We start from the raw sequence: 25,075 nt of genomic DNA on the forward strand, positions 1-25,075 counted from the left end.
TCTGCCAAAACATTTTCCCTATCTTTGTAGCCTAATTTATGCCTTATGCATATACATCAATTTTACGACAAAGGGTTGGCACAAGCTTCTTATGCCATCATAAGCGAGGGTCAGATGGCTTTAATCGACCCGGCACGCAACCCAAAGTCCTATTTGGATTATGCCGCGGAGCATCAAGCAACAATCGTTGCCGTCATTGAAACCCATCCGCATGCTGATTTTGTCAGTGGACATCTGGAACTGCATCAACTCACGGGAGCAACCCTTTATACCAGCAAGCTAGTCGGCGCGGAGTATCCGCACGTTCCTTTTGACGACGGCGACCAGCTTGCGCTTGGCAAGTTAGTATTACGGGCCATCAATACACCTGGGCATTCGCCCGACAGCATTTGCATTTTGCTCGTTGACGAAAATGATAAACCTCACGCAATATTTACGGGCGATACGCTATTCGTCGGCGACGTAGGGCGGCCTGATTTACGAGAAAATGTGGGAAACATCACTGCGAAAGCGGTGGCATTGGCCAAACAGCTATACCGTTCCACTCGGGAGAAGCTGATGACGCTGCCGGCTGACGTGCTGGTTTACCCAGCGCATGGCCCCGGCTCCCTTTGCGGCAAAAATATGGGCGACGATCTGACCAGTTCCGTTGGGCGGGAGATCCATCACAACTATGCCCTGCAACCGATGAGTGAAGATGAGTTTGTAGCATTAATTATCGAACAGCAGCCGTTCGTTCCGGGCTACTTTGAATACGACGTGATGCTCAACAAGAAAGGTGCTCCTGCATTCGAGGCAAGCATTGAAGCGGCTCCCTTGCTCAACAGCCCTGCTGAAATTAGCGCGGGTATCCTTATCGTTGACGGCCGGCCGCAGGATCAATACCGTGCCGGGCATTTACCCGGTAGCATCAACATACCGGACGGACTGCGATTTGAAACATGGCTGGGCACGATTGTCCAACCAAATGAAGTGTTTTACTTATTGGGTGGGGACCGCCAGCAGCTGCGGACGCTTCTCGAGAAGGTTGCCAAGATTGGTTACGAGCAGCAGGTGAAGGGACTACTGGCAATTACCGATGGAGCAGCGCAGACCACCCCGTTTAACAAGGAGCATTTTATAGACCACCAACAGGATTACACCATTGTGGATATCCGCAATCGCCATGAGGTGTCGTCCAATCCGATTTTTAATGAATCCATTAATATACCCTTGAACGAACTTCGCTCGCAAGCCCATCTTATCCCGGCTACCCGCCCTATTGTCGTGCATTGCGCGGGAGGATATCGATCGGCAATCGGTTCAAGTATCCTTGCGGCTACGTTGGCCGATACGGTTATACAGGATATGAGTACAGCTATTCTGGATTTTTCTCCTGGAAAATGATCTGGCAGTTCGTTACCTGGGCGGGGCTGATCGTCGGAAATGTGCAGCAGGATTCAACAGCTAATCCGGGATTTGCCGATCAGCTGAACCGTGTTTATCGGCATACCGTTCCGACAGTGACGGTAAGCGAGCTAAAGGCAATGATGAAACAAGGTATCGTTATCCTGGATGCACGGGAGCAGGAAGAGTACGAGGTGAGCCATATGAGGCATGCGCAGCATGTCGGTTACGTATGGTTCGATATGCGCAAAATATATAATATTCCAAAGACCGACACCATCGTTGTTTATTGCGCAATCGGCAATCGCGGCGAGCGTATCGGCGAAAAGCTAAGAAAAGCGGGGTACCAGCATGTATATAACCTATTCGGCGGCATATACGAATGGGTAAACCAGCGCAATCCGGTGTACAACAGGAATAATGTACAAACCACCAAAATTCACATATATGAGCCCAGCTGGTCCAAGTGGCTTGAATATGGAACACGCATACATTAATGCGCGATAGGCTACAGGCTATACGATGGCATGTTCTTTGGCCGCAAGGTAGCGTTCAGCTTCCAGTGCAGCCATACAGCCTGTTCCCGCAGCTGTGACCGCTTGGCGATAGATGTGATCCTGTACATCGCCGCAAGCGAATACGCCCTCGATATTCGTTCGTGTACTACCCGGTTGGGTGATCAGGTAACCATTGGTATCCATATCCAGGATTCCCTTAAAGAGTTCGGTATTCGGTTTATGGCCGATGGCTACAAAGAACCCGGTTACCGGAAGCAGCCGCTCTTCCAATGTTTGGTTATGATATACCAGTACACCAGTGACGCTCTGGCCATCTCCGATGATTTCCTTCGCCTCGGTGTTGTAATGTATTTCGATATTTGGCGTGTTCAAGACGCGATGCTGCATAGCTTTTGAAGCCCGGAATTCATCTCTGCGCACGAGCATATGTACCTTATTGGCAAGCTTCGCCAAATAAGTCGCTTCCTCGGCCGCGGTGTCTCCGGCCCCTACAATGGCGACGTCCTGTCCCCGGAAAAAGAACCCATCACAGACCGCACAGGCCGATACACCAAAGCCGTTGTATTTTTGTTCACTTTCAAGCCCCAACCACTTGGCCGTAGCGCCCGTAGCGATGATAACGGTTTCCGCCGTTACGGTTTTTTCTCCATCGACCACCACGCGGTGTACATCATTCGAAAACTCCACGGACGTAATGTATCCAAAACGTATATCGGTACCAAAGCGCTCGGCTTGTTTCCTGAAATCTTCCATCATTTGGGTACCTTGTACGCCATCGGGATAACCGGGGAAGTTTTCCACGTCAGTCGTTTGCGTAAGCTGGCCGCCCGGCACTATACCCGTATAGAGAACAGGTTTCAGATCAGCTCGGGCAGCATAAATAGCCGCTGTATATCCCGCAGGGCCCGAACCGATAATTAGGCATTTTATGTATTCGTTTTCTTGTAACATGGTCGTTTTTTTGACATGCAAAAATACAGGTTTATCCCGGCTAATTCAACATGCGTTTGTCATTTCCCAAACTTCTCTTGCAGGCTTTTCAACATGTCAGCGGTTATGGGGCCAGGCTTTTGTTTAGGGCGTTGATGATGCTGTTGTGCATGGTCACGTTTCTCCTGCTTAGGCTGTGCGGTACCGGGAGCGGGCTTCGGTTGGTTCTCCGATTTATTTGTGACAGCACGTTGTTCCTTTTGCTTTGCCCGAAATCGCTGCCATATCGCATCCAAACATTTTTTTGTATACAATGGAAAATCGCCCTGCATCATCCATGAATAATAACTGGGTTCAATGGCGAATACCTCTTCGACGGTGCGCCCTTTGTGTTTGCCGAAGTTGAACACTTCTTCACCTTGTTCATTGAAGACCATCCGTCCCGCAAAATCCACTGGTCGGGTTAGGTTCGTAAACCGGTGCAGCGCTTCGACATCGTTGACCACCGGTACGCATTTATTGCCAAGCTTATCTTCCCATTCCATGCCTTGGTATCGATCCAATTGTGATTTCAACACTTCGTAGGTAGCCTTTACATCGTTTTCGGCACTGTGGGCATTATTCAGTTCACAATTGCAATAGAAGCGGTAAGCCGCCTTCAACGTGCGCTGCTCCATTTGATGGAAGATGTTTTGCACGTCGACGAAGTGCCGTCCCTCCAATGAAAAATCAACGCCCGCGCGGATAAACTCTTCCATGAGCATCGGAATGTCAAACTTATTGGAGTTGTATCCTGCCAAATCCGAGTCTCCGATAAAGTCGGCTAATTCTTGAGCCACTTCCTTAAAAACCGGGGCGTCCTGGATATCTTTATCATAAATACCGTGAAACAAAGACGATTCCATCGGTATAGGAATTCCGGGATTAATTTTAAGCGTTTTTACCTCTTCACTGCCATCTGGAAAAACCTTGAGGATGGAGATTTCCACAATGCGGTCTGCAGACACATTGACGCCCGTTGTCTCCAAGTCAAAAAATGCCAGTGGACGGTTTAATTTGAGATTCATGATAAAGTTGTTTTGCGGAGTGCTTTTAGGTATAGACAAGTGATTAATTGAAATCAGTTAAATAGCATAATACCCAACAGAATACCAACCACCATGATCACATATAGCAGAATTTCATTTCCGGCAAAACGTTTATACCGTGTCCAAAAACTATAATCTTCTTTCTCCGGTTGTTTGATTTCCATTGCGACGCAAAGGTAAACATTATTTCCGATTCTACCCCCATGCTGCCGCGTTAGTTACTCCGCTATAATTCGTATTCCATATGCTCGCAGCTTATGCCTGCGGTCATCAGCAGTTGCACAACCGCCTCGGGCTCAAAATCTAAGGCCACCACACGAAGAATCCGATCACAGTCTTCCAGGTCAAAACTCCATTGCCTGATGGCATCGATCGACCGGAATAATGACGCAACTCGCTCCACATGCGCAGGGGTGTCCACACTGGTTTTGAAAATAAATACTTCATTCATCGTATTCCTGTTTAGTTATGGCGTTACACGTCGCCCTTTTGTTCCTGCTCATCGGCCTCATGCTTCCAGCCACATGCTTTCCAGCGCATATATGCCCCAAAGCGGCTTTTATCTGCCTCGGTCATCGGACTGAAAGCGCCGTGATCGTCCTTTTTCTTCCATCGGCCTCTCCCCCCCTTCGCCCCGTCTCCGCCGAAGCCGAATAAAATTTTACAGAGGAAAAACAAGGCCACGGCCTGCCAAAATGTTATCGTGTTTACCCCCAATAAGGCAGGCAACGTATAGTTCCATAACATCATCACCAAATAACCCACCAATATCACGAACGCAGCAGCCATAATCGGGATCAATACAAACCGCATTTTACTTTTAAATAACTTTTCCATGTTTACTTATCAATCAATTAATTCATCATAAAAAATTTTCAGCTGTTTCCTCAAGTGCAACACCGCGTGGTGCTTCCGCGACACCAGTTTGCCAACGGGTTCGCCGGTGAATTCGGCGATCTCCGCGAAAGGAATACACTCCAGTTCATGCCACACGAATACATCCCGTTGTGCCGGAGGCAACTCATCCAAGGCGGCATAAAACCGCTGCCAGATCACACGTTCGCGATAAGCGGTCTCCGGATTGCTATCGGTAACCATGGAACCCACAGCCTGCACGGCATCCTCTTCCCCATTCGCTTGGTATTTCAGCGGCACTTCCGATTTTTTTCGCCGTTTATCGATAATTTTATTTCTTGCTACGCGGTAAAGCCACGCCCCCATTTGTTCAACCGGCCGCGTGTTAATTACCGCACTCAGCTGATACCACACGTCCTGCAAGATGTCCTCTGCATCAGCGTCATTATTTACATATTTCCGGATAAAGCCAAGCAACCCGTTTCGATGGGACGTTATGGTCGCTGTGATTTTGCTTTGTTTTTCCTGAGTCATTTTCGGCACATTACCGTAATAGCTTCTCGCTGTCTGTTTATATAGACGAATAGGTCATGAAAACATTTCAAAAAATTTTACTTTTGTTGCTTACCTTTGCACCATGCAAGTATATTTAGACAATGCAGCCACCACGGCGCTCGACCCTGAAGTCCTCAGCGCCATGGTGGAAACGATGGAAAAGTATTATGGTAATCCTTCGTCCATCCATGCGCATGGCAGGCAGGTAAAGGCCATCGTCGAACAGGCACGTAAGACGGTAGCAAGATTGCTAAACGTGGCCCCCGCCGAGATTTTTTTCACATCAGGAGGCACCGAGGCCGACAATACGGCCATCGTACGCGGCATTATCGATCATGGCATCACCCACGCCATCACCTCCCCGTTGGAGCATCATGCGGTATTACACACACTGGAAGAATTGCAAAAAAGCGGCGTTATCCGCCTCACCCTGCTTAACGTTGATCAGCAAGGGCGTGTAGACCTCCACCAATTGGAAAAATTATTGAGCGAAAGCCCGCGTTCATTTGTATCGTTGATGCATGCCAATAACGAAATTGGCACCTTGACAGACATCGAGTACGTGTCGGCACTCTGTAAACAATACAATGCGCTTTTCCATTCGGATACGGTGCAAACCATGGGGCACTATGTGCATGACCTGGCGAAGTTGCAGATCGATTTCGTGACGGGCGCTGCGCATAAATTCCATGGCCCGAAAGGTGTCGGATTTCTTTATGTAAATCACAACACGAAAATCAAGCCTTTCATTTATGGCGGGGCACAAGAACGCAATATGCGTGGAGGCACCGAAAATGTCTATGGCATCGTCGGATTGGCCAAAGCGCTTGAGCTCGCCTATGCACACATCGACGAACACCGCCAATACATTCAAGGATTAAAGGATTACATGATCGCTCAGCTGAAAGCGTCCATTCCGGACATTCGTTTCAATGGAGACATCAGTCCCCAAAACAGTCTGTATACGGTGCTTAACGTTTCATTTCCCTGTACCGACATTGCGGATATGATGTTATTCAACCTCGACATTTCGGGTATTTCCGCCTCCGGCGGAAGCGCGTGCAGTTCGGGTTCGGACATCGGTTCGCATGTGCTCAACGCTATAGGGTCTGACGCCAAACGGCCCTGCGTCCGGTTCTCGTTCTGCAAAAACAACACCCGTCAGGAAATTGATTTCGTGGTGGGCAAACTACGCGAACTCTGCCTGGAAAAAGCATAACGGCGTCCGGCTTCGTACGTCAGATAATTCCCAATTTCTCCAAACATTGGCAGCTACCGGCTGTTGTCCTTTTAGTAATAAAACATAGAAAGGAGAGCAATCATGGATAGGAAAAATCAAGTAACGGAGAACGTTCCAAGCAACAACAGGAACGACAAGCCATCAGCAAAAAAGGCAAAGGATGAAAACGAAGTGGTGGCAGAAGCCGAACAGGTAATCGACATGGACAAAGAAAGCTTTGCCGATCGCAATCACAAAAGAAAACATGATTCCCCGGCGGACGTTAGCAACCCTGGAACGGTGTAGTTATTCGTCGTCACCGTCATCCATACCGGTTGCAGCATGAAAAGCAGCCCGCAATTCGGACAGGGCATGCAGGTCGCGCTTACTTTCCGCCGCCTGCATGCCCTTTTCATAGACGGCTATGGCATCTGCTTTTCTTTCCAAGGCCTCATATAATTTAGCTAAATGGTAGTAGGTTCCCACATAATCGGGATGTTTGTCCAGCAACTCCTCATAATACCAAAGTGCATTATCGACTTGCCCCAATTTTAGATATTCAGTGGCCAGCGCATATTTAAGGAAAGGATCAGACGGACTCTCCACGAGGAAACCAATCAACTGCTGTAATCGTTCGCTCATCAACGTACTATTTAAGCCACAAACTTACGACTTTTCACGGTACTTCCCGTGTGGAGCGCCATCCTTCCGCTTGTATAAAAGCAAAAGTTTGTCGATGTTTGTAGAAAACCAGTGTTATGAACATATTAGTATGCATCAGTAACGTTCCGGATACGACCTCGAAAATTACCTTTTCCGACGGCAATACCTCACTCAACACGAGCGGAATTCAATATATCATCAATCCGTATGATGAGATCGCGTTATCGAAAGCGATCGGCCTGGCCGAAGGGGGTAAAGGCACGGTGACCGTTCTCAATGTTGGCGAAGCGGGTACCGAAGCAACCATCAGAAAAGCGCTGGCCACCGGTGCGGATGAGGCTGTCCGTATCGATGCCGCACCCCGTGACGGGTGGTTTGTAGCTCATCAAATAGCCAGTTATGCCAAAAGCAGATCGTTCGATCTGATTCTGACCGGCAGCGAATCCATCGACTACAACGGCGCACAGGTAACCGCATTTGTCGGGGAGCTCCTGGGTATACCCTCGGTGTCCATAGCGAAGAAAATTGAGATAAACGGCGGTATGGCCACCGTCGAACAGGAAATCGAAGGCGGCAAAGAAGTGCTGTCTATCCCGCTTCCCCTGATTGCGGGCACGGCCGAAGGCGTTGCCGAGCCCCGTATCCCAAACATGCGCGGTATCATGAGCGCCCGCACCAAGCCATTGGCAATCGTCGAACCGGTGGATGTCCCTGTGCTGTCGAGCATTGTCCGGTACGAGACTCCTGAGCCCAGGGGTACGGTTACATGGGTGGACGCTGGAGACATCGACAAACTGGTTGATCTGCTTCGTCACAAAGCCCGGGTGATTTAACCATTGTATGAACTTGTAGAACACGAATATAGCGAACATGTCAATTTTAGTATATGCCGAACATGCCAATGGCACATTCAAAAAATCTGCATACGAAGCAGTCTCCTACGCCAAGGCCATTGCTGATATCACGAATACATTGGTTACAGCGGTAACCATCGGTGATATATCCACATCCGAGCTGGCGTCTCTTGGTCATTACGGCGCAACGACCGTGTTGCATGTGTCGTCAGAGCAACTCAACCGATTTATCAATCAAGCATACGCGTCCGTCGTAGCAGCAGCCGCCAATCACGCCAATGCGGACCTGGTGATTGTTTCCAATTCTTTCAGCGGAAAAGGCTTAGCACCCCGGATAGCTGCCAAGCTCGGTGCCGGGTTAGCTGACGGGGCAGTGGAACTGCCCGTTGTCGAAGAAAATAAACTGACGGTTAAGAAAACTGCTTTTTCAGGTAAAGCTTTCGCCTTTACCGAGCTGATTTCCGATAAAAAGGTTATTTCACTCAATATCAATGCTTTCGAGGCACGGGAAACAGGGGGCACCCCCCAGATCGAGACGTTTAGCCCACCTATCGAGGAACGCGACTTGGCGACTATCGTCGAAGAAATTGTCCGCATCACGGATAAAGTATCACTGCCCGAGGCCGAAATCGTGGTCTCCGCAGGCCGTGGTCTCAAAGGCCCCGAAAACTGGGGGATGATCGAGGAACTTGCAGACGCACTTGGTGCCGCCACCGCCTGCTCGAAACCGGTGTCGGACGCCGGTTGGCGCCCCCATTCGGAGCATGTCGGCCAAACCGGCATCACAGTAAGCCCCAATCTGTATATCGCCATCGGGATATCTGGCGCCATTCAGCATTTAGCAGGGATCAGTGCTTCAAAGACCATCGTAGTCATCAACAAGGACCCCGAGGCGCCGTTCTTCAAAGTAGCTGATTACGGCATCGTCGGCGATGCCTTTGAGGTGATACCCAAGCTTACAGCGGCCATCAAGGCTTATAAAGGCCATTAATGGATGGGATTTGCCATGGATACCGCTAATTTTATAGCAGAAATGAATAAAGGAAGCGGAATTTTTCAATAACAATTCGCATCTTTGTGATTGTGCATCGAATCAGGCATGAAAAAGATTAAATTAGATATCGTCGGTTTATCCTACAGTCAAACCCAATCGGGAGCCTATGCATTGGTTTTGGGAGAAGTCTCGGGCCGCCGCCGTCTACCAATCATCATCGGTGGATTTGAAGCACAAGCCATCGCCATCGAAATCGAAAAGATGACGCCCAGCAGGCCATTAACCCACGATCTATTCAAAACATTTGCCGAAACCTATCACATCCGTATCGATGAAGTGATTATCTACAACTTAGTGGATGGCATCTTTTATGCCAAAATCATCTTCAATGACGGCCATAAGCAAACTGAGATAGACGCTCGGACATCGGATGCAATCGCATTGGCCGTGCGGTTCAAGGCACCGGTATATACCTACGAATTCATCCTGGCTTCTGCAGGCATCGTCATCGAGGGCAATGATTTTGTATTCCTTGAAAATATTGAGTCATCGGGTGCCAATGATCCGGAGATCATGGCTTCGAAAGAAACCTCTTCGTTTGCATCGATGACCGATGATCAACTGCAAGAAACGCTATCGAAGGCATTGGCAGAGGAAATGTATGAAAAGGCAGCCCGTATCCGGGATGAAATCACCCGAAGGAAATCGTCTTAACACGACGAGGTTTCTTGTCCTCAGTCGTCGTTAACCTAACAATGACATGTCAATAAAAATCCGACTCATCGTCATGAACTTCCTGCAATTCTTTGTATGGGGTTCTTGGCTCATTTCCCTCGGTGGCTATATGAGTACCCAATTGGGATTCTCCGGTCTGCAAATCGGGTCAGTTTATTCAACGATGGGTATTGCGTCTGTGTTCATGCCGGGGTTGCTGGGCATCGTGGCCGACCGATGGATCAATGCCGAGCGCGTATTTGCTGTTTCGCATTTCATCAGCGCAGGGGCGCTCATTGCGGCCACCCGTGTGACCGATTTTCAAATGTTCTATTCCTTAATGCTGGTCAACTCGCTGTTTTACATGCCTACCCTCGCCTTGTCCAACTCCGTATGTTACAACGTTTTGACCCGCAAGGGATACGATGTGGTCAAAGCCTTCCCTCCCATCCGTGTATGGGGCACGGTAGGGTTTATTGTAGCCATGTGGACGGTCGATTTCATGGGCTGGACCAAAAGCACGTTCCAGCTCTATCAAGCTGCAGGTGCAGGCATTTTTTTAGGCTGCTATGCATTCACCGTACCGCCGTCCCCACCTTTCCTTGATGAGACCCGTAAAAAATCGCTCGCATCTTCACTGGGCCTGGATGCGTTTGTCTTGTTTAAACACAGGGATACAGCCTTGTTTTTTATTTTTTCGCTGTTGCTCGGCGCAGCGTTACAAATAACCAACGCCTTCGGCGGCCCGTTCCTCGATGATTTTAAGACCACCTATCCCGATTCGTTTGGCGTACAGCATCCCAACCTTTTGTTGTCTATATCCCAGATTTCCGAAACATTTTTTATTTTGCTGATCCCCTTCTTTTTGACGCGGTTTGGTATCCGGAACGTGATTCTGTTTAGCATCTTCGCCTGGGTACTCCGCTTCGCCCTTTTCGGCCTCGGCAATCCCGATGACAAGCTTTATCTCCTGATATTATCGATGATTATCTATGGGATGGCTTTTGATTTCTTCAACATTTCCGGTTCGCTGTATGTCGAGAAAGTCGCCGAACCGAAAATCCGTTCCAGCGCACAGGGGGTATTTATGATTATGACCAATGGCTTCGGCGCTATCGTCGGCGGATATGGTAGCGGCTGGGTAGTCGACCACTTTACCACGGAAGGAATACGAGACTGGCCAAGTATCTGGTTCACATTTTCGGGTTACGCCTTGGCTTTGGCCGTGTTGTTTCTGTTGGTATTCCGCGATAAACGGATAGCCGTACGGTAGATAAGGCGGCCACCTACCGGGCCGCACGCATGAGATCATGCTATCGATGACCTACAGCAGTCCCAATAGCTGGTCTTTATCCAATGTCCTGAAAAATGGCGCATCGCTACCTACCAAGCCATCTGCCAACGCACGTTTAGTAGCTTGCAATTGCAGCACCTTTTCCTCTACTGTCGCCGGTGTCACCAGCCGATAGGCCGTCACCTTCTTATCTTGTCCGATGCGGTGCACCCGATCGATGGCTTGGTTTTCCACGGCGGGATTCCACCATGGATCCACCAGATACACCACTTCGGCAGCGGTGAGGTTTAAGCCTGTTCCTCCGGCCTTAAGGCTTATGAGAAAAACGCGTATCGCTGGATCTTCTTGAAACGCGTTGACGACTTGTTCACGCATACGTGTGCTACCGGTAAGGCTTACATAACGTACTCCGATATCATCCAGCATACGCGCAATCAGGTGCAGCATCGCCACAAACTGTGAGAAAACCACTATTTTGTGGTAGGGGGCCTTGTCTTGGATCTGTTCTTTCAGTACTGCGATTTTGGCTGATACAGCGGTATTTAACATCCCATCGGGCAACAATGCCGGCGAATTACAGATTTGGCGGAGCCGGGTCAATCCGCGAAGCACATGCATTGGGCTGACATCCAGTTCCTCTCCGGAAAGAGCTGATACAAAGTCCCGGAATTCCTTTTCATATGCATCATATATCTTGCGTTGTTGATCGCCCATTTCGGCGTACAGTATCACCGAGACCTTCTCGGGCAGGTCCGACGCAACGTCCTGTTTCGTGCGCCGCAAGATAAACGGCTGTATTTTCCGCTGGAGTTCCTTCCGGCGTTTCTGGTTCTTGAATTGGTCTATAGGCTTGCCATATACATCCCGAAAATACCGCTTGTCACCCAACAACCCCGGACAAGCAAATGATAATTGCCCATACAGGTCAAATGAGCTGTTTTCAAATGGAGTTCCACTGATGGCTATCCGGTTGCGCGCTTGCAACAGCTTGGCGGCCTTATGCCGTTGCGAATCGGGATTCTTGATGTTCTGTGATTCATCCAGGTATATGGAGTTGAAAGCGAAATTTTTCAAGAAACGAATGTCAGCCAACAGTGTCGTGTAGGACGTCAGCACCACATCATGCCGTCCGATAGCTTCGATTGACTTGGCGCGGCCGGCGCCGTACAATGTCAGCAACGTCAATGAAGGTGCCAAATTGGCCAGCTCCCGCTGCCAATTGAAAATCAACGTCGCAGGGACCACAACAAGGTCCGTGCCGATACGGCCGGCTTCCCGCTGTGACAGCATAAAAGCAATAACCTGCACGGTCTTGCCCAATCCCATTTCATCTGCCAGTATACCACCGAAATTAACGCTGTCTAAAAAGCCGAGCCAATTCAGGCCTTGTCGTTGGTACGGACGGAGACGAACGGTCAAGCTACGGGGCTCGGCCACCGGTTGTGCCGATCCAAGATCGGCTATCCGTTCACGCAACATCTTTATTTCCTCGTTTGCTTTTTCGTCAAACATCGATGTGTCGTAAAGTGTCGCCACGGTCTCGAAGTTAGCGCTGGCAAAACGGATGGTTTCGTCATCGACTACTTTCCCTGCAAGGAAATATTGCCTGAATTTTTCCTGCCACTCCTTCGGCAGGATCCCCACCGTGCCGTCATCCAGGGCCACATATTTGCTCTTGTTGCGCAGCGCCGCCTGAATTTTTTTTAGCGACGCCTTTTTCTTTCCGAAACGCACCAGATGCGTGGCATTGAACCAATTTAAACCGCTAATGATTTTGATATCAACCGTTACTTTATTTGGGTTTAGCTTATTGTTTGTCAACTCATTAAATCCAAAAACCTGGATTCCTGCTTCATACCACGTGTCGAATACAGGCAGAAACCATTCTTCTTCAAGAAAGTATTTCTTATGCAAATAAAAATAATAAAGCTGATTATCCAGCTGTTCGGCAAAATGCGGATGCTGCTTGACCAGCAACTCAATGAAGGTCTGTTCAAAATCGCTATCCCTCGGCACCAAAAAATCATTCCCTTTCCCGTCCATCGCCTTCAACTGTTTCTCGGTACGAATCGCCACCTCCGCATCGCCGTAGCGCACAACGGGGATAACCATCACCTGATCGCCGAAGTCCGACAGGTAAATCACCCGTTCCAACGGTGCCCCGAGGCCAGTTTCGGCAAGTTGCTCCGCCGTGCCTTGTTTGACGTCGGGGTATTCCACGCAAATGCTGTCAGCCAGCTTATCCAACAATCGCTGGAAATCCCGGAATTTGCTGGCATGGATGAGCAGTTTGCCTCCGCTTTCCTTCAGCAGCACTGTCACAGTGCACAAGAGCGGATGGTCCAATAGATACAATATGTTATCGTCAGATTGAAGAAAATAGCTGAACTTCAACGGCAGTGCTTGCAGGGGATATGATTTTTCTGCGAGGGTTATGGCGCCCGTCAGCGCGTAGCACACACCTTCGGTCCGCACTGACAGTCTCATTGCGCCGTGCAACAGCGCTGTTTTCACCGGCATAAGTGATTTGGAAGAAAAATTCTCGCTAAACTGTTCGTCATGGTAATAAAACCGGCAATTACGGCCGTTTTCAACGATAATTTGCAGAGCCTTCAAATCCCATGTTGTACGGACCCCTTCCTGTACCTGCTGGAGTTGTGCTATCGCCGCATAGAATTTGGCTTCATCGGCACTTGTGGCGGCTGTGGCCAGCTTGAGTGGATCGATTCGAGTAAAGGGAGACTTTAGCCTGCCGGATTTGGTTAGTTCAGTGTCAATGAGTTCCACTATCGGATTCCGATAATATTTATGGCGACTGATAACGACGGCGAGCCTGTCGGCAGGTGGTGTGCTGACGGGCTGCCGGTGGGGTTGGTGCTGGTACAGCTCCGCCTGGTCACTTAGCATCCGCAACCTGGGCGACGTGAGCGGCAACAATCCCGCTAAACGTGGCCGGATAATCAGCCGCCCGTCTGAAAATACCGGCATCAGGTATCGCTCGAGATCCGGTTCATGCTCCAGTCCATAGGCAATGGCTGCCTGCCGCAGCTTTCGATGGCGGAGCAACGGCCTGAAAAACACACCAAATTCCTCCCTCCGCAGAATGGTGATTAACACGGCAGCTTCCGCCGGGGTCAACCGGTCGGGCAAACCGGTCGTATCGCTGGACAATGTTACCTGCCCATGTTCTTGCACAACCTTCACCGTGGCCGTCGGGCCGTCGCCCATGCAGCAGGTGAATGTCCCAGCATCCACGTTCAACATGTTTGGCTGCACCGTAGGCGCCGCCGGAAAATCCGTCCAAAGGCCGCGATCGATCACTGACGCTGCGGTCCCTCCCGAAAGCTGATCCATCAGCTGATTGCGAAATGTGAAAACATGCGACTCCTGGAACTCAAGCATGCTGCAAAGATATCCTTTTCCTATCTTTGCCGGGCATGGCAGCACGTTTTGATTTGACACAGGTCCACCTCCCTATTGTAGCGGCGATCCCGCAGGTGAGGCAACACCTCGCTACACAGAACACCCTCATCCTCAGCACACCGCCGGGAGCGGGAAAAAGCACCATTATACCGTTGTCTCTTTTGGATGAACCTTGGTTAGCCGGACGAAAAATCGTCATGCTTGAACCACGCCGGCTAGCCGCGAGCAGCATCGCCCACCGTATGGCGTCCTTATTGGGCGAAAAGGCCGGTGAGACCGTAGGCTACCGTGTGCGCTTCGAAAACCAGACGTCTGCCCGCACACGCATCGAGGTGGTCACCGAGGGTATCCTCACCCGTATGCTGCACCAGGACAATGCGCTGGAGGACGTCGGTATTGTCATCTTCGATGAATTTCATGAGCGAAGACTGCACACCGATCTGTCCATGGTACTTTGCCGCGAAAGCCAGCAGGTGCTTCGCGCGGATCTTCGATTGCTCGTGATGTCGGCGACATTAGATACCAGCCAACTCGCTGCGCTCCTCCATGCACCGGTTGTGGAAAGCCAGGGACGGCTTTATCCCGTTGACATCATTCATACGGAAGAGCCGGATTTACGTGAACTACCTACCCAGTGTGCCCGCACCATTCTCCGTGCCCTTCGGGAGCAACAGGGCGACATCCTTGCTTTCCTGCCGGGTGAAGCCGAGATCCGCGCCTGTGAGCAGTTGCTGCTCACCAACCCCGTCGGTGCAGCCATTCATCCGCTTTACGGACAACTTTCATTGGCTGAACAGCATGCGGCGATCCAACCTAACCGAAACGGAAAACGGAAAATTGTGCTGGCCACCGCCATTGCGGAGACCAGTCTAACCATAGAAGGTATCACTGTCGTGGTCGACTGTGGCTATACGCGTACCATGGTGTTTGACCCGCCTTCGGGGCTGTCACGCCTCAAGACCGCACGTATTTCCGTTGATGCGGCTAATCAGCGTACCGGCCGTGCAGGCAGGCTGGGGCCGGGCACCTGTTACCGCATGTGGACCGCAGCTACCGAACAGCGCATGGCCGCCTACCGGACACCCGAAATTCTGGAAGCGGACCTTACGTCTCTTTTGCTTGATACCGCCCAATGGGGCGTACATGATCTTAATCAGCTCGACTGGCTTACGCCGCCGCCACCGCCAGCCGTCGTCCAGGCGCGTGATCTGCTGCACGGATTGGGTGCAATTGACGGCGGGAAAGTCACCCTCCACGGCAAGGCAGTCCATGCCTTGCCGTGCCATCCCCGCATTGCGCATATGTTGCTTGAAGGCAAGCGCCTTGGCATGTCCGGCCTCGCTACCGATATCGCCGCACTGCTCGACGAGCGTGATCCGCTTGGCCGCGAAGCCGGCACCGACATTAACCTCCGTATCGATACGCTGCGCAAGCACCGGGCGTATACCAAACAAAGCAGACGCCTGGATAATATCGAGAAGATCGCCCGTTCTTATCGAAAACTGCTCGGCACTCACGAAGATAATGGCCTCGTAGACAGCTATCATACCGGTATCCTTTTGGCGCGGGCCTACCCCGAGCGCATTGCCAAGGCCAGGGATGACGGCAAGGGTACTTATCATTTGGCCAACGGCAAACAGGCCGTTATACCATCGGGCGACGACTTGGCCCTTGAGCCTTGGCTCGCTATCGCGCTGCTCGATGCGCGCGACGGATTGGGCAAAGTATTTTTGGCGTCCCCGCTCAATCCGGCTGACCTATTCCCCTTCGCCCAAATAACGGAACGCATGTTCTGGAATACACAAAAGGGAGGCATCATTGCCACCCGCGACCATCGAATCGGCAGCGTTACACTGGCCTCCTCACCCATAGCCGTAGCCGACAGTGCGTCCATGACCAGCATACTTTGCGATGCCATCCGCAGCGAAGGAACACAACTACTCAATTGGACCGACGCGGTGCTGCAGTGGCAAAACCGCGTGCTTAGCCTCCGCCAATGGCGACCTCACGAAGACTGGCCGGATGTATCCACCGCAAGCCTGCTCCACCGCCCCGAACAATGGCTAAGTCCTTATCTCCAGGGTATCCTTAAAGCCGACGAACTGAAAAAGCTGGACGTACTCCACATGCTGCACCACAGCCTTGAATACGAACAACAACAGGCATTGGATCGCCTAACCCCCACCAGCATCACCGTGCCGAGCGGCTCAGCCGCTAAGCTGCGTTACTCGGCCCTTGGGGAGCCGCCTGTATTGGCGGTACGGTTGCAGGAGGTGTTCGGCATGATGGATACGCCCAAAGTAAATGATGGGCGTACCGCCGTCGTGCTGCATCTCTTATCGCCAGGCTTCAAACCCGTGCAGGTCACTGGCGATCTACGCAGTTTCTGGAAGACTGCTTACTTTGAAGTAAGAAAGGAATTAAAAAGACGTTACCCCAAGCATGCCTGGCCCGAGGATCCCTTAACGGCACAGGCCGTACAGGGCGTTCCCAAAAAAAGGCCCACGCCAAAAGATGCAACGCGTTAAGGGGCTTCACACGGTTACCATTTAATCGCGTTGCATATAAAGGATAATTTCGCTAAGTTTGGCTGCTATAATCGCCACCGGCGTAGCCGGTGCTTCATAAATTTGAAGATTCCATGGACAATCCTTTGTTGAAGCCTTTCGGCACTCCCTTCGATAGCGTACCCTTTGAATCCTTGAAACCCGAACATTTCAAGCCGGCTGTCCTCCAGCTTATTGAAGAGGCCAAGCAGGAAATCGATGCCATCGTCAGCAACCCGGCGCCACCGGACTTTGCCAACACCATTGCCGCAATGGAATACGCTGGTAAGCGGCTTAACGTGGCGTCAGCTACGTTTTTTAATCTTGATGCCGCGGAAACCAATGACGACATCCAGCAACTTGCACAGGAGCTATCGCCCATACTGGCCGCGTATAGCAACGACATCATGCTCAACAGCGGACTGTTCCAGCGCGTGAAACAGGTGCATGACGAGGCTGACGAATCGACATTAACGCCGGAGGAAGTTCGGCTTTTGGATAAAACGTACAAGAGCTTTGCACGCAATGGTGCACTATTATCGGCGGAAGATAAGGAAAAGCTGCGCGAAATCGATCAGCAGCTTGCGACATTGACCATGAAGTTCTCGCAGCATGTGCTGCAAGAGACCAATGCGTATCAGCTACATATTCAGGATCAGGCGCAACTGGCGGGGTTGCCCGATTCCATTGTGGCTGCTGCCAAATCGGATGCAGAAAAACGCGGGCTTGACGGGTGGGTATTCACGCTCCATTTCCCCAGCTTCGTGCCATTTATGAAATATGCAGCCAACCGCGATCTTCGGCGGGAGCTTTACTTGGCTTCGGCTACCCGCGCGCTGAAACCCAACGAATATAACAATGAGGGCATCGTACGCGACATTGTCACACTGCGCGACCGCCGGGCCAAACTGCTCGGCTTCGGTACCCATGCAGACTTCGTCCTCCAGGAACGCATGGCTTCCTCTCCTGCCCTTGTACTGGACTTTTTGCAAGATCTGCTGCAAAAAGCCAAACCCCGGGCGCTGCAAGAGGTAGCGAAACTGCAAGCACTGGCTGAAACGGATGGTATTTCCTCCCTCATGCCTTACGACCATGCCTATTACGCCGAAAAATTACGGGAAGCCACGTTTAAGCTATCGGAGGAGGCGCTGAAACCGTACTTCCCGCTTCCGCAGGTGTTGGAGGCTGCCTTCGATGCGGCAAGCAGGCTGTACGGCCTGGTCTTTGAACTACGCACGGACATCCCTACGTATCACCCGGAAGTGACGGTATACGAAGTGCTGGAAAACGGCCTCCATAAGGCCCTGCTATATACCGATTGGCATCCCCGGGAAGGCAAGCGCGCAGGCGCCTGGATGACCGCCTTCCGTGGCCAGTGGAAAGAAAATGGCCAACAGGTGCGACCGCACATTTCCATAGTATGCAACTTCGCCCGCCCCGTGGGCGAAGTGCCGTCCTTGCTTACCTTCAGCGAGGTGACTACGCTCTTCCACGAATTCGGGCATGCACTGCATGGCATACTTGCCGACACGACCTTTGAAAGCCTCTCGGGTACCAACGTCTACTGGGATTTCGTGGAACTGCCTTCGCAATTTATGGAAAACTATTGCTACGAAAAGGACTTCCTTCGCTCCTTTGCCCGTCATTACCAAACCGGCGATCCACTGCCGGAGCAAGAAATTGACAAAATCGTGGCCGCCGCGAACTTCATGGAAGGCTACCAGACTGTACGCCAACTCGGTTTCGGCTTGCTGGACATGGCTTACCATACCGGTAAACTCGACAACGATACGCCGATCGAGCGATTCGAGAAAGATACCGTACGCGACACCCTACTTTATCCGGATGTCCCCGGCACCGCACAAAGCACATCTTTTTCCCACATCTTTGCTGGGGGATATTCCGCTGGTTATTATTCCTACAAATGGGCTGAAGTGCTCGATGCCGACGCGTTTTCATACTTCAAGGAAACCGGTATCTTCAACCCCGAAACGGCGGCTAAATTCAAGGCGTTGCTCAGCAGCGGCGGTACAATCGATCCCATGACGCTTTATATCCAGTTCAGGGGGCGCAAGCCTGTACCTGACGCATTGCTCAAACGGGCGGGATTAGTGGAATAACGGATTTTTATGTACTTTTGCCGCCATATTCAATTTCCATGAGCGAACATAATAAACGGATTTTTCTCGCTATATGCATCATCGTGCCCTTCGCGTTATATTGTTATGTCTACTACAGCCAGATGATCCGGAATGCACCCTATCGGTTTTCCGATTTTGAATCCATCGTGCTTAAATATGGCGAAGGTGACAGCCTCGTCAATCGCTTTGACTCACAATCAGGAGTTTATCAATACCTAAATAGAAGCGATTCATTGGTGACAGACACGGTACGGCTCCGGGAAGACGACATGCGCCACCTTCATGGCAAGGCGGCCCAGTTGGGATTCTGGAATCTCCCGGAAGATATGACGTCCCCGGTATCGCAATCGCCGCAAAACAATACAGAAAGGCCTGTGCCACGGTTTTACCTCCAGTTTAACTATAAGGAAAAAAGCAAGACGGTAACGTTAGACGCCGATTTTGACGGCAATCCAAAGATGCGGGAGACTGCAAAATCCGTGATCGATGAGGTAATACGTGTCATCAACGACGCACGCGACCGCTGAACGATCAGGCCGGCGTATCGCCGTTGTAAGGCGCTAATGCCGAAAGCCGCAGACTGCGAATGTCATCAGATGCCGGCGCTTCGAACACTTCCAGCTCAAAGTACTTAATCGCCGCCAGCAAGTGGTCGAAAATATCCGACATAATGCCCTCGTAAATCGCCCAGCGCGTATCTGCTGTAAACATGTACAACTCTATCGGCAGGCCGTGCTCCGTAGGCTGCAATTGGCGCACAAGCAGTGTCATATCCTGGCGTATTTGTGGATGACTTTGGGTATACCGATTGATATATTGGCGAAACAGTCCCACATTCGTCATATTACGGCCATTTACGGGCATCGTACGATCAGCTTGGGTCTGCTCGTTGTATCGATCGATTTCTTCCTGCCTCTCCTCAATGTAGGGCTTCAATAACTGGATTTTCTTTAACCGGTCGATTTCATCGGACGTAAGATAACGAATGGACGATATCTTGACGTTGATGGCACGTTTGATGCGCCGCCCGCCTGCATTTTGCATGCCCCGCCAATTTTTGAACGAATCGGTAATTAAATAATAGGTCGGAATGGTGGTAATGGTCTTGTCCCAGTTCTGGACTTTTACCGTATTCAGGTTGATTTCGATCACATCGCCGTCCGCCCCATATTTGGGCATCTCAATCCAGTCGCCTACACGCACCATATCATTGGTGGAGACCTGTATACTTGCCACAAATCCAAGGATAGTATCTTTGAATACCAACATCAAAATGGCTGAGGCTGCACCCAAGGCGCCCAAAAAAGCCCATGGAGATTTTCCCGTTACCATCGAAAATATAATAATACCCGCAATGAAAAACATAAAGATGTTGATCACCTGCAGGTAGCTGTCCAGCGGTTTATCGTGAAAGCCCCGCTTAGTACGCAGATGGTCGCGCACGGAACGAAACAGCGCCCGAAGCAACATCACCCAGCCGATGACGAGCAGGATATCGACAAATTTCCGCACCGGATCAATCCATGTCGGAAAACCGGAAAACACCACCGGGATGAAGTTTATGGACACGATGAGCGGAATAAGCCGCGCAAAGTGAACCAACGCCTTGTTGCGCACCAGATAATCATCAAACTTCGTGGCCGATCGGCTCGCAGCCTTCGTTAACACATTAACCAAAACTTTACGGACAACAAAATCAACAATCCCCAGAAAAATCAGTAGCAACGTAAGCAGTAAAAATAGATTGATCAGGTTAGCTTGTGCGTCGGGAACTCCCCACGCAAGTAGCTTCTCATATGTCCATTGGTAAATCATGTTTGAAGAATTGGCGATAGTATCCATTTCCATTTCAGCTTAAATTAAATAAAACTTCCGGATTGCAACAAAAAGAAAACGGCGGCAAAGCTAAGCATTCCTGCCGGTTTTCAAAAACGGTATTGCTGCCAACAAGCAGTGGCCAGCTACCGCTGACAAACAAACTATCGATTTTGACTCATAACATAAAAACTTTATTATCAATACATTAAAATTAAACATGTAAACAGTGACGACAAGTCCCTTCCGGAGTGCGCACGTCAAATCTCCGCTGATTAAAGTTTTCGCTGTACGTCCAGGGCAATGATTATTTTTATCGTGCCGGTTTCGCCAAAAAATTCTTAATTTCGCATGCGCAATAAGCTAATCTGCTTATTCTTGTTGCGCTTAGTGATTCTAGAATTGGAAACGTATAATGGCTGAAGAAACAGAAAACGACAACAACCTCCTTCCGGCAGACGACCGGATCATTCCCATTAATATCGAAGATCAAATGAAGTCGGCATACATTGATTATTCAATGTCTGTCATCGTCTCCCGCGCCTTGCCTGATGTGCGGGATGGGTTGAAGCCCGTACACCGCCGCGTGCTGTATGGCATGCTCGATCTGGGTGTAACCAGCGGCAAACCATACAAAAAATCAGCACGTATCGTCGGTGATGTACTGGGTAAGTACCACCCACATGGCGATTCATCGGTATATGACACGATGGTACGTATGGCGCAGGAATGGAGCTTGCGGTATCCGTTGGTTGATGGACAAGGAAATTACGGGTCTGTTGACGGTGATCCCCCGGCGGCCATGCGTTATACGGAGGCCCGGCTGAAAAAAATTGCCGAAGAGCTGCTCTCAGACATTAATAAAGATACCATCGATTACCAGCTCAACTTTGACGACTCGCTCGAGGAGCCGACGGTGCTGCCTACGCGCATCCCCAACCTGCTGGTCAACGGAGCATCGGGTATCGCTGTCGGCATGGCCACAAACATGGCACCGCACAACCTATCCGAAGTGGTGGATGGCATCGTTGCTTATATCGATAATCGTGATATTGAGATAGCTGAATTAATGCAGTATATCAAAGCTCCTGATTTTCCGACGGGCGCGATTATCTACGGCCATGCGGGTGTTCAGGAGGCGTTCCAAACCGGTCGCGGGCGTATTGTCATGCGGGCAAAAGCGGAAATCGAAACCACAAAAAGCGGCCGCGAACAAATCATCGTCACGGAGATCCCGTACCAAGTGAACAAGTCGGACATGATCAAGCGTACAGCCGACCTGGTCAATGAGAAAAAATTGGAAGGAATATCCGAAATCCGTGATGAATCCGATCGACACGGCATGCGCATTGTTTACGACATCAAGCGGGATGCGAATGCGTCTATCGTGTTAAATAATCTATACAAGTATACGGCGCTACAGACTTCATTCAGTGTGAATAACATTGCACTCGTGCATGGGCGTCCGATGTTGCTCAACCTCAAAGATATGATCTATCACTTTGTGGAACATCGCCACGAAGTTGTTGTGCGCCGCACCAGGTTTGAACTGGCGGAAGCGGAAAAAAGAGCCCATATCTTAGAAGGGTTGCTCATCGCGCTCGACCACCTCGACGAGGTCATCCAACTTATCCGATCTTCGGCAACACCGGATGACGCGCGGGTAGGCTTAATGGAGAAGTTCGGCCTTTCCGACATTCAGGCACGGGCCATCCTCGATATGACGCTTCGCCGTCTTACCGGACTTGAACGCGATAAGATCAAAGAAGAGTACGCCGAGTTGATGAAAACCATTGAGTACTTAAAATCCGTATTGGAAGATGAAGGCCTCCGGATGAAAATCATCAAAGATGAATTGCTGGAGATAAAAGACAAATATGGCGACGAACGCCGCTCCACCATTGTGCATTCAGCCGAAGATATGCGCATGGAAGACTTCATCGAAGACGAGGAAGTTGTCATTACGATCTCGCATGAAAGCTACGTAAAACGCACCCCATTGAGCGAGTACCGCCGGCAAAGCCGCGGTGGCAAAGGGTCATTGGGTACAAATACGCGTGAAGAAGATTTTACAGAGCACATCATCACGGCTTCGGCGCATAATTACATGCTGTTCTTCACGGAGGCGGGCCGTTGTTTTTGGCTTCGGGCATTTGAAATTCCCGAAGGGAGCCGTACTTCAAGGGGTCGTGCCATCCAGAACATTATCAATATCCCTAAAGAAGAGAAAATTAAGGCTTACATCAAGGTGAAAAACCTCAGGGATCAGGAATACCTTGAGAACAATTTCATCATCATGTGTACAAAACGCGGCACCATCAAGAAAACGTCGCTGGAAGCTTATTCACGGCCACGTGCCAATGGCATCAACGCCATCAACATCGCCGAAGGTGACCAACTACTGGAAGCCTGCCTCACCGATGGCGGCAGCGAAATCGTTATGGCCCTGCGATCAGGACGAGCTATCCGCTTCAACGAATCTACCGTGCGGCCCATGGGGCGTACGGCCACGGGTGTACGCGGTGTCACGTTAGCCGGACCGGATGATGAAGTAGTTGGCATGATTAGTGTTAATAACTCTGAAACCACCGTGCTGGTGGTGTCCGAAAAAGGCTATGGCAAACGCACCGATATTGAGGATTATCGGGTGACCAACCGGGGCGGGAAGGGTGTAAAAACCATCAATGTCACCGAAAAAACCGGTAAATTGGTAGCCATAAAGGACGTGACGGATAACGACGACCTGATGATTATCAACAAGTCCGGTATCGTTATTCGAATCGCTGTCAGCGAGTTGCGGGTCATGGGCAGAGCCACACAGGGCGTACGCCTGATCAGCCTCAAAGGTGATGACGAAATTGCATCTGTAGCCAAAGTGGAGCATGAAGAGGAAGAGCTAAATGATGAAAATCAAGCAAGCAGTGAAAATACCGATGAAAACAACAGTGAGTCGACCCAATCGGAATCGGATGACTAAAGTGGTTTTTATCGCTGCCTTATGTGCAGTGAGTGTATTGCCGGTTGTTGCGCAGTCCAACCTAAAGGAGGGTAACAACAATTTTGCATTATACACCAAATCCAAAGATTTCAAACACTTGGAGGCCGCTCGTAAGTTTGCTGATGAAGCTTTTAAGACCAAACGCGACTCGGTAAATTTCCGTAATATTTTATTGCGTGGATTGGTTTACAGCACCTTGGCGGTCGTTGATTCCAACCGTACCCAGAAATACACGGCAGATCCGATCGATGTGGCGTCGGCCGCGCTCAGGCGGCTGACAAACAACAAGCAACAGAGCTATGAGCATGGTCCGCAAATCAACTACATCCGGCGCTCGATAGCCAATGCTTACTTGATTAAAGCAAACCGGGCGGTAGCCAAAGCCAATTACGAAGAGGCCTTCCATCAATACCGTAAGGTCGATTCCATTAGCGGCTCGGCGATTGATGTTAAGCACAACCTCGCCGTATTAAGCACCAAAATCGGCGGCACCGATGACGCTATCCAGCGCTACGAGGCTTTTACCGCCCAGCGGGAAACGTCCTCTCCTGCTTATATCCTTGAATTGACGGCCCTTTACGGGAAAAAAGGAGATAACAGGGCCATTTTGAATACCCTGCTCAAAGGCAGGGAGCAGTTTCCCGAAAACAAGGAGATTTTGTTTGCCCTTATCAACACGTATGTGGCCAATGAGGCCTATTCGGCCATCGTGCCTATTATCGAACAGGCTATTGCACATGAGCCGGAAAACGTAAACCTCAATTACATCGCCGGCTATGCCAACGAAATGGAAGGAAATCACGCCGCCGCAAAGCGGTTCTACGAAAAAGTGATAAGCCTTGATGCCAACAACTTCGAGGGTAACCTCGAACTTGGACTGCTTTATTTGAGAGAATACATGGCCAATCCGGACGATGAAGAAAAACAAAACAAAGCTCAGGAATATTTGTTAAGAGCAAACCAAATCAGACCTTCAGAGGTAAATACATTAAAATCCCTTGCGGTGCTGTACGATCAGTCAGGAAACATTGTCCAGTTGGAACGAGTAAATAACATATTAAATCAACTCACAATAAACTAAG

At 50.3% G+C, this 25,075-nt stretch carries 22 protein-coding genes; 13 read left to right on the forward strand and 9 right to left on the reverse strand.

The window, feature by feature from the left end; genetic code table 11:
- Positions 1–45: 45 nt before the first annotated feature.
- Positions 46–1,386 (forward strand): MBL fold metallo-hydrolase, encoded by a 1,341-nt coding sequence (locus JHJ32_RS10635; RefSeq protein WP_200120947.1) that lies wholly within the window; start codon positions 46–48, stop codon positions 1,384–1,386.
- Positions 1,383–1,883 carry a rhodanese-like domain-containing protein gene (locus JHJ32_RS10640; RefSeq protein ID WP_079715933.1) on the forward strand — a complete coding sequence of 167 codons (501 nt, stop codon included), beginning with the start codon at positions 1,383–1,385 and terminating at the stop codon, positions 1,881–1,883. Before JHJ32_RS10635 ends, JHJ32_RS10640 begins: the two co-directional genes overlap by 4 nt.
- A gap of 18 nt (positions 1,884–1,901) precedes the next feature.
- Here the strand turns inward: JHJ32_RS10640 and trxB are convergent, their stop codons facing one another.
- The 6 genes from trxB to JHJ32_RS10665 all read right to left on the reverse strand — a co-directional run bounded on the left by trxB (position 1,902) and on the right by JHJ32_RS10665 (position 5,311).
- On the reverse strand, positions 1,902–2,855 hold the full coding sequence (gene trxB / locus JHJ32_RS10645; protein WP_200120948.1) for a thioredoxin-disulfide reductase: 954 nt from the start codon (positions 2,853–2,855) through the stop codon (positions 1,902–1,904).
- Between the two features lie 59 nt (positions 2,856–2,914).
- Positions 2,915–3,901: a 3'-5' exonuclease gene (locus tag JHJ32_RS10650; RefSeq protein ID WP_079715935.1), complete on the reverse strand. Its 987-nt coding sequence runs from the start codon at positions 3,899–3,901 to the stop codon at positions 2,915–2,917.
- A 53-nt stretch (positions 3,902–3,954) separates the two neighbouring features.
- Positions 3,955–4,086: a hypothetical protein gene (locus JHJ32_RS23005; RefSeq protein WP_255539743.1), complete on the reverse strand. Its 132-nt coding sequence runs from the start codon at positions 4,084–4,086 to the stop codon at positions 3,955–3,957.
- Between the two features lie 62 nt (positions 4,087–4,148).
- Complete coding sequence (locus JHJ32_RS10655) at positions 4,149–4,373, reverse strand: hypothetical protein (RefSeq protein WP_079715936.1); 225 nt, start codon at positions 4,371–4,373, stop codon at positions 4,149–4,151.
- 23 nt (positions 4,374–4,396) lie between these two features.
- Positions 4,397–4,759 carry a hypothetical protein gene (locus JHJ32_RS10660; protein WP_079715937.1) on the reverse strand — a complete coding sequence of 121 codons (363 nt, stop codon included), beginning with the start codon at positions 4,757–4,759 and terminating at the stop codon, positions 4,397–4,399.
- 9 nt (positions 4,760–4,768) lie between these two features.
- Complete coding sequence (locus JHJ32_RS10665) at positions 4,769–5,311, reverse strand: RNA polymerase sigma factor (RefSeq protein WP_079715938.1); 543 nt, start codon at positions 5,309–5,311, stop codon at positions 4,769–4,771.
- Between the two features lie 103 nt (positions 5,312–5,414).
- Here JHJ32_RS10665 and JHJ32_RS10670 point away from each other — a divergent pair, with 103 nt between their 5' ends.
- Together JHJ32_RS10670 and JHJ32_RS10675 are read left to right on the forward strand one after the other, a co-directional pair.
- Complete coding sequence (locus JHJ32_RS10670) at positions 5,415–6,551, forward strand: cysteine desulfurase family protein (RefSeq protein ID WP_079715939.1); 1,137 nt, start codon at positions 5,415–5,417, stop codon at positions 6,549–6,551.
- A gap of 102 nt (positions 6,552–6,653) precedes the next feature.
- On the forward strand, positions 6,654–6,857 hold the full coding sequence (locus JHJ32_RS10675; RefSeq protein ID WP_200120949.1) for a hypothetical protein: 204 nt from the start codon (positions 6,654–6,656) through the stop codon (positions 6,855–6,857).
- Here the strand turns inward: JHJ32_RS10675 and JHJ32_RS10680 are convergent, their stop codons facing one another.
- Entirely contained in the window at positions 6,858–7,193 is a 336-nt protein-coding gene (locus JHJ32_RS10680) for a tetratricopeptide repeat protein (protein ID WP_200120950.1), read from the reverse strand.
- A gap of 116 nt (positions 7,194–7,309) precedes the next feature.
- Here JHJ32_RS10680 and JHJ32_RS10685 point away from each other — a divergent pair, with 116 nt between their 5' ends.
- The 4 genes from JHJ32_RS10685 to JHJ32_RS10700 all read left to right on the forward strand — a co-directional run bounded on the left by JHJ32_RS10685 (position 7,310) and on the right by JHJ32_RS10700 (position 11,049).
- Positions 7,310–8,047 carry an electron transfer flavoprotein subunit beta/FixA family protein gene (locus JHJ32_RS10685; RefSeq protein WP_200120951.1) on the forward strand — a complete coding sequence of 246 codons (738 nt, stop codon included), beginning with the start codon at positions 7,310–7,312 and terminating at the stop codon, positions 8,045–8,047.
- A 37-nt stretch (positions 8,048–8,084) separates the two neighbouring features.
- Entirely contained in the window at positions 8,085–9,059 is a 975-nt protein-coding gene (locus JHJ32_RS10690; protein WP_200120952.1) for an electron transfer flavoprotein subunit alpha/FixB family protein, read from the forward strand.
- A 108-nt stretch (positions 9,060–9,167) separates the two neighbouring features.
- The gene (locus JHJ32_RS10695) at positions 9,168–9,776 is read left to right on the forward strand and encodes a bifunctional nuclease family protein (protein WP_079715944.1); all 609 of its coding nucleotides are present in this window, start codon (positions 9,168–9,170) and stop codon (positions 9,774–9,776) included.
- Between the two features lie 46 nt (positions 9,777–9,822).
- Complete coding sequence (locus tag JHJ32_RS10700) at positions 9,823–11,049, forward strand: nucleoside permease (RefSeq protein ID WP_079715945.1); 1,227 nt, start codon at positions 9,823–9,825, stop codon at positions 11,047–11,049.
- 51 nt (positions 11,050–11,100) lie between these two features.
- Here the strand turns inward: JHJ32_RS10700 and JHJ32_RS10705 are convergent, their stop codons facing one another.
- Positions 11,101–14,472 carry a DEAD/DEAH box helicase gene (locus tag JHJ32_RS10705; protein ID WP_200120953.1) on the reverse strand — a complete coding sequence of 1,124 codons (3,372 nt, stop codon included), beginning with the start codon at positions 14,470–14,472 and terminating at the stop codon, positions 11,101–11,103.
- 35 nt (positions 14,473–14,507) lie between these two features.
- Between JHJ32_RS10705 and hrpB the strand changes: the two genes are divergently transcribed.
- The 3 genes from hrpB (at position 14,508) to JHJ32_RS10720 (ending at position 19,707) form a co-directional block, all read left to right on the forward strand.
- The gene (gene hrpB, locus JHJ32_RS10710) at positions 14,508–17,021 is read left to right on the forward strand and encodes an ATP-dependent helicase HrpB (RefSeq protein WP_200120954.1); all 2,514 of its coding nucleotides are present in this window, start codon (positions 14,508–14,510) and stop codon (positions 17,019–17,021) included.
- Between the two features lie 113 nt (positions 17,022–17,134).
- Positions 17,135–19,159, forward strand: coding sequence for a M3 family metallopeptidase (locus JHJ32_RS10715; protein ID WP_200120955.1), 2,025 nt, complete (start codon positions 17,135–17,137; stop codon positions 19,157–19,159).
- Positions 19,160–19,197: 38 nt separating this feature from the next.
- Positions 19,198–19,707 (forward strand): hypothetical protein, encoded by a 510-nt coding sequence (locus tag JHJ32_RS10720; RefSeq protein ID WP_233632596.1) that lies wholly within the window; start codon positions 19,198–19,200, stop codon positions 19,705–19,707.
- 4 nt (positions 19,708–19,711) lie between these two features.
- On the opposite strand, the gene JHJ32_RS10725 is transcribed toward JHJ32_RS10720, so the two are convergent.
- Positions 19,712–21,028: a mechanosensitive ion channel family protein gene (locus JHJ32_RS10725; RefSeq protein WP_233632597.1), complete on the reverse strand. Its 1,317-nt coding sequence runs from the start codon at positions 21,026–21,028 to the stop codon at positions 19,712–19,714.
- Positions 21,029–21,410: 382 nt separating this feature from the next.
- Here JHJ32_RS10725 and gyrA point away from each other — a divergent pair, with 382 nt between their 5' ends.
- Both gyrA and JHJ32_RS10735 read left to right on the forward strand, forming a co-directional pair.
- The gene (gyrA, locus tag JHJ32_RS10730; protein WP_079715948.1) at positions 21,411–23,972 is read left to right on the forward strand and encodes a DNA gyrase subunit A; all 2,562 of its coding nucleotides are present in this window, start codon (positions 21,411–21,413) and stop codon (positions 23,970–23,972) included.
- A complete protein-coding gene (locus JHJ32_RS10735; RefSeq protein WP_139378554.1) occupies positions 23,965–25,074 on the forward strand; it encodes a lipopolysaccharide assembly protein LapB in 1,110 nt (369 codons plus the stop codon). Before gyrA ends, JHJ32_RS10735 begins: the two co-directional genes overlap by 8 nt.
- The last annotated feature ends 1 nt before the right edge of the window (position 25,075 follow it).

Origin of the sequence: Parapedobacter sp. ISTM3 (assembly GCF_016533505.1) — a bacterium.
GTDB lineage: Bacteria > Bacteroidota > Bacteroidia > Sphingobacteriales > Sphingobacteriaceae > Parapedobacter > Parapedobacter luteus.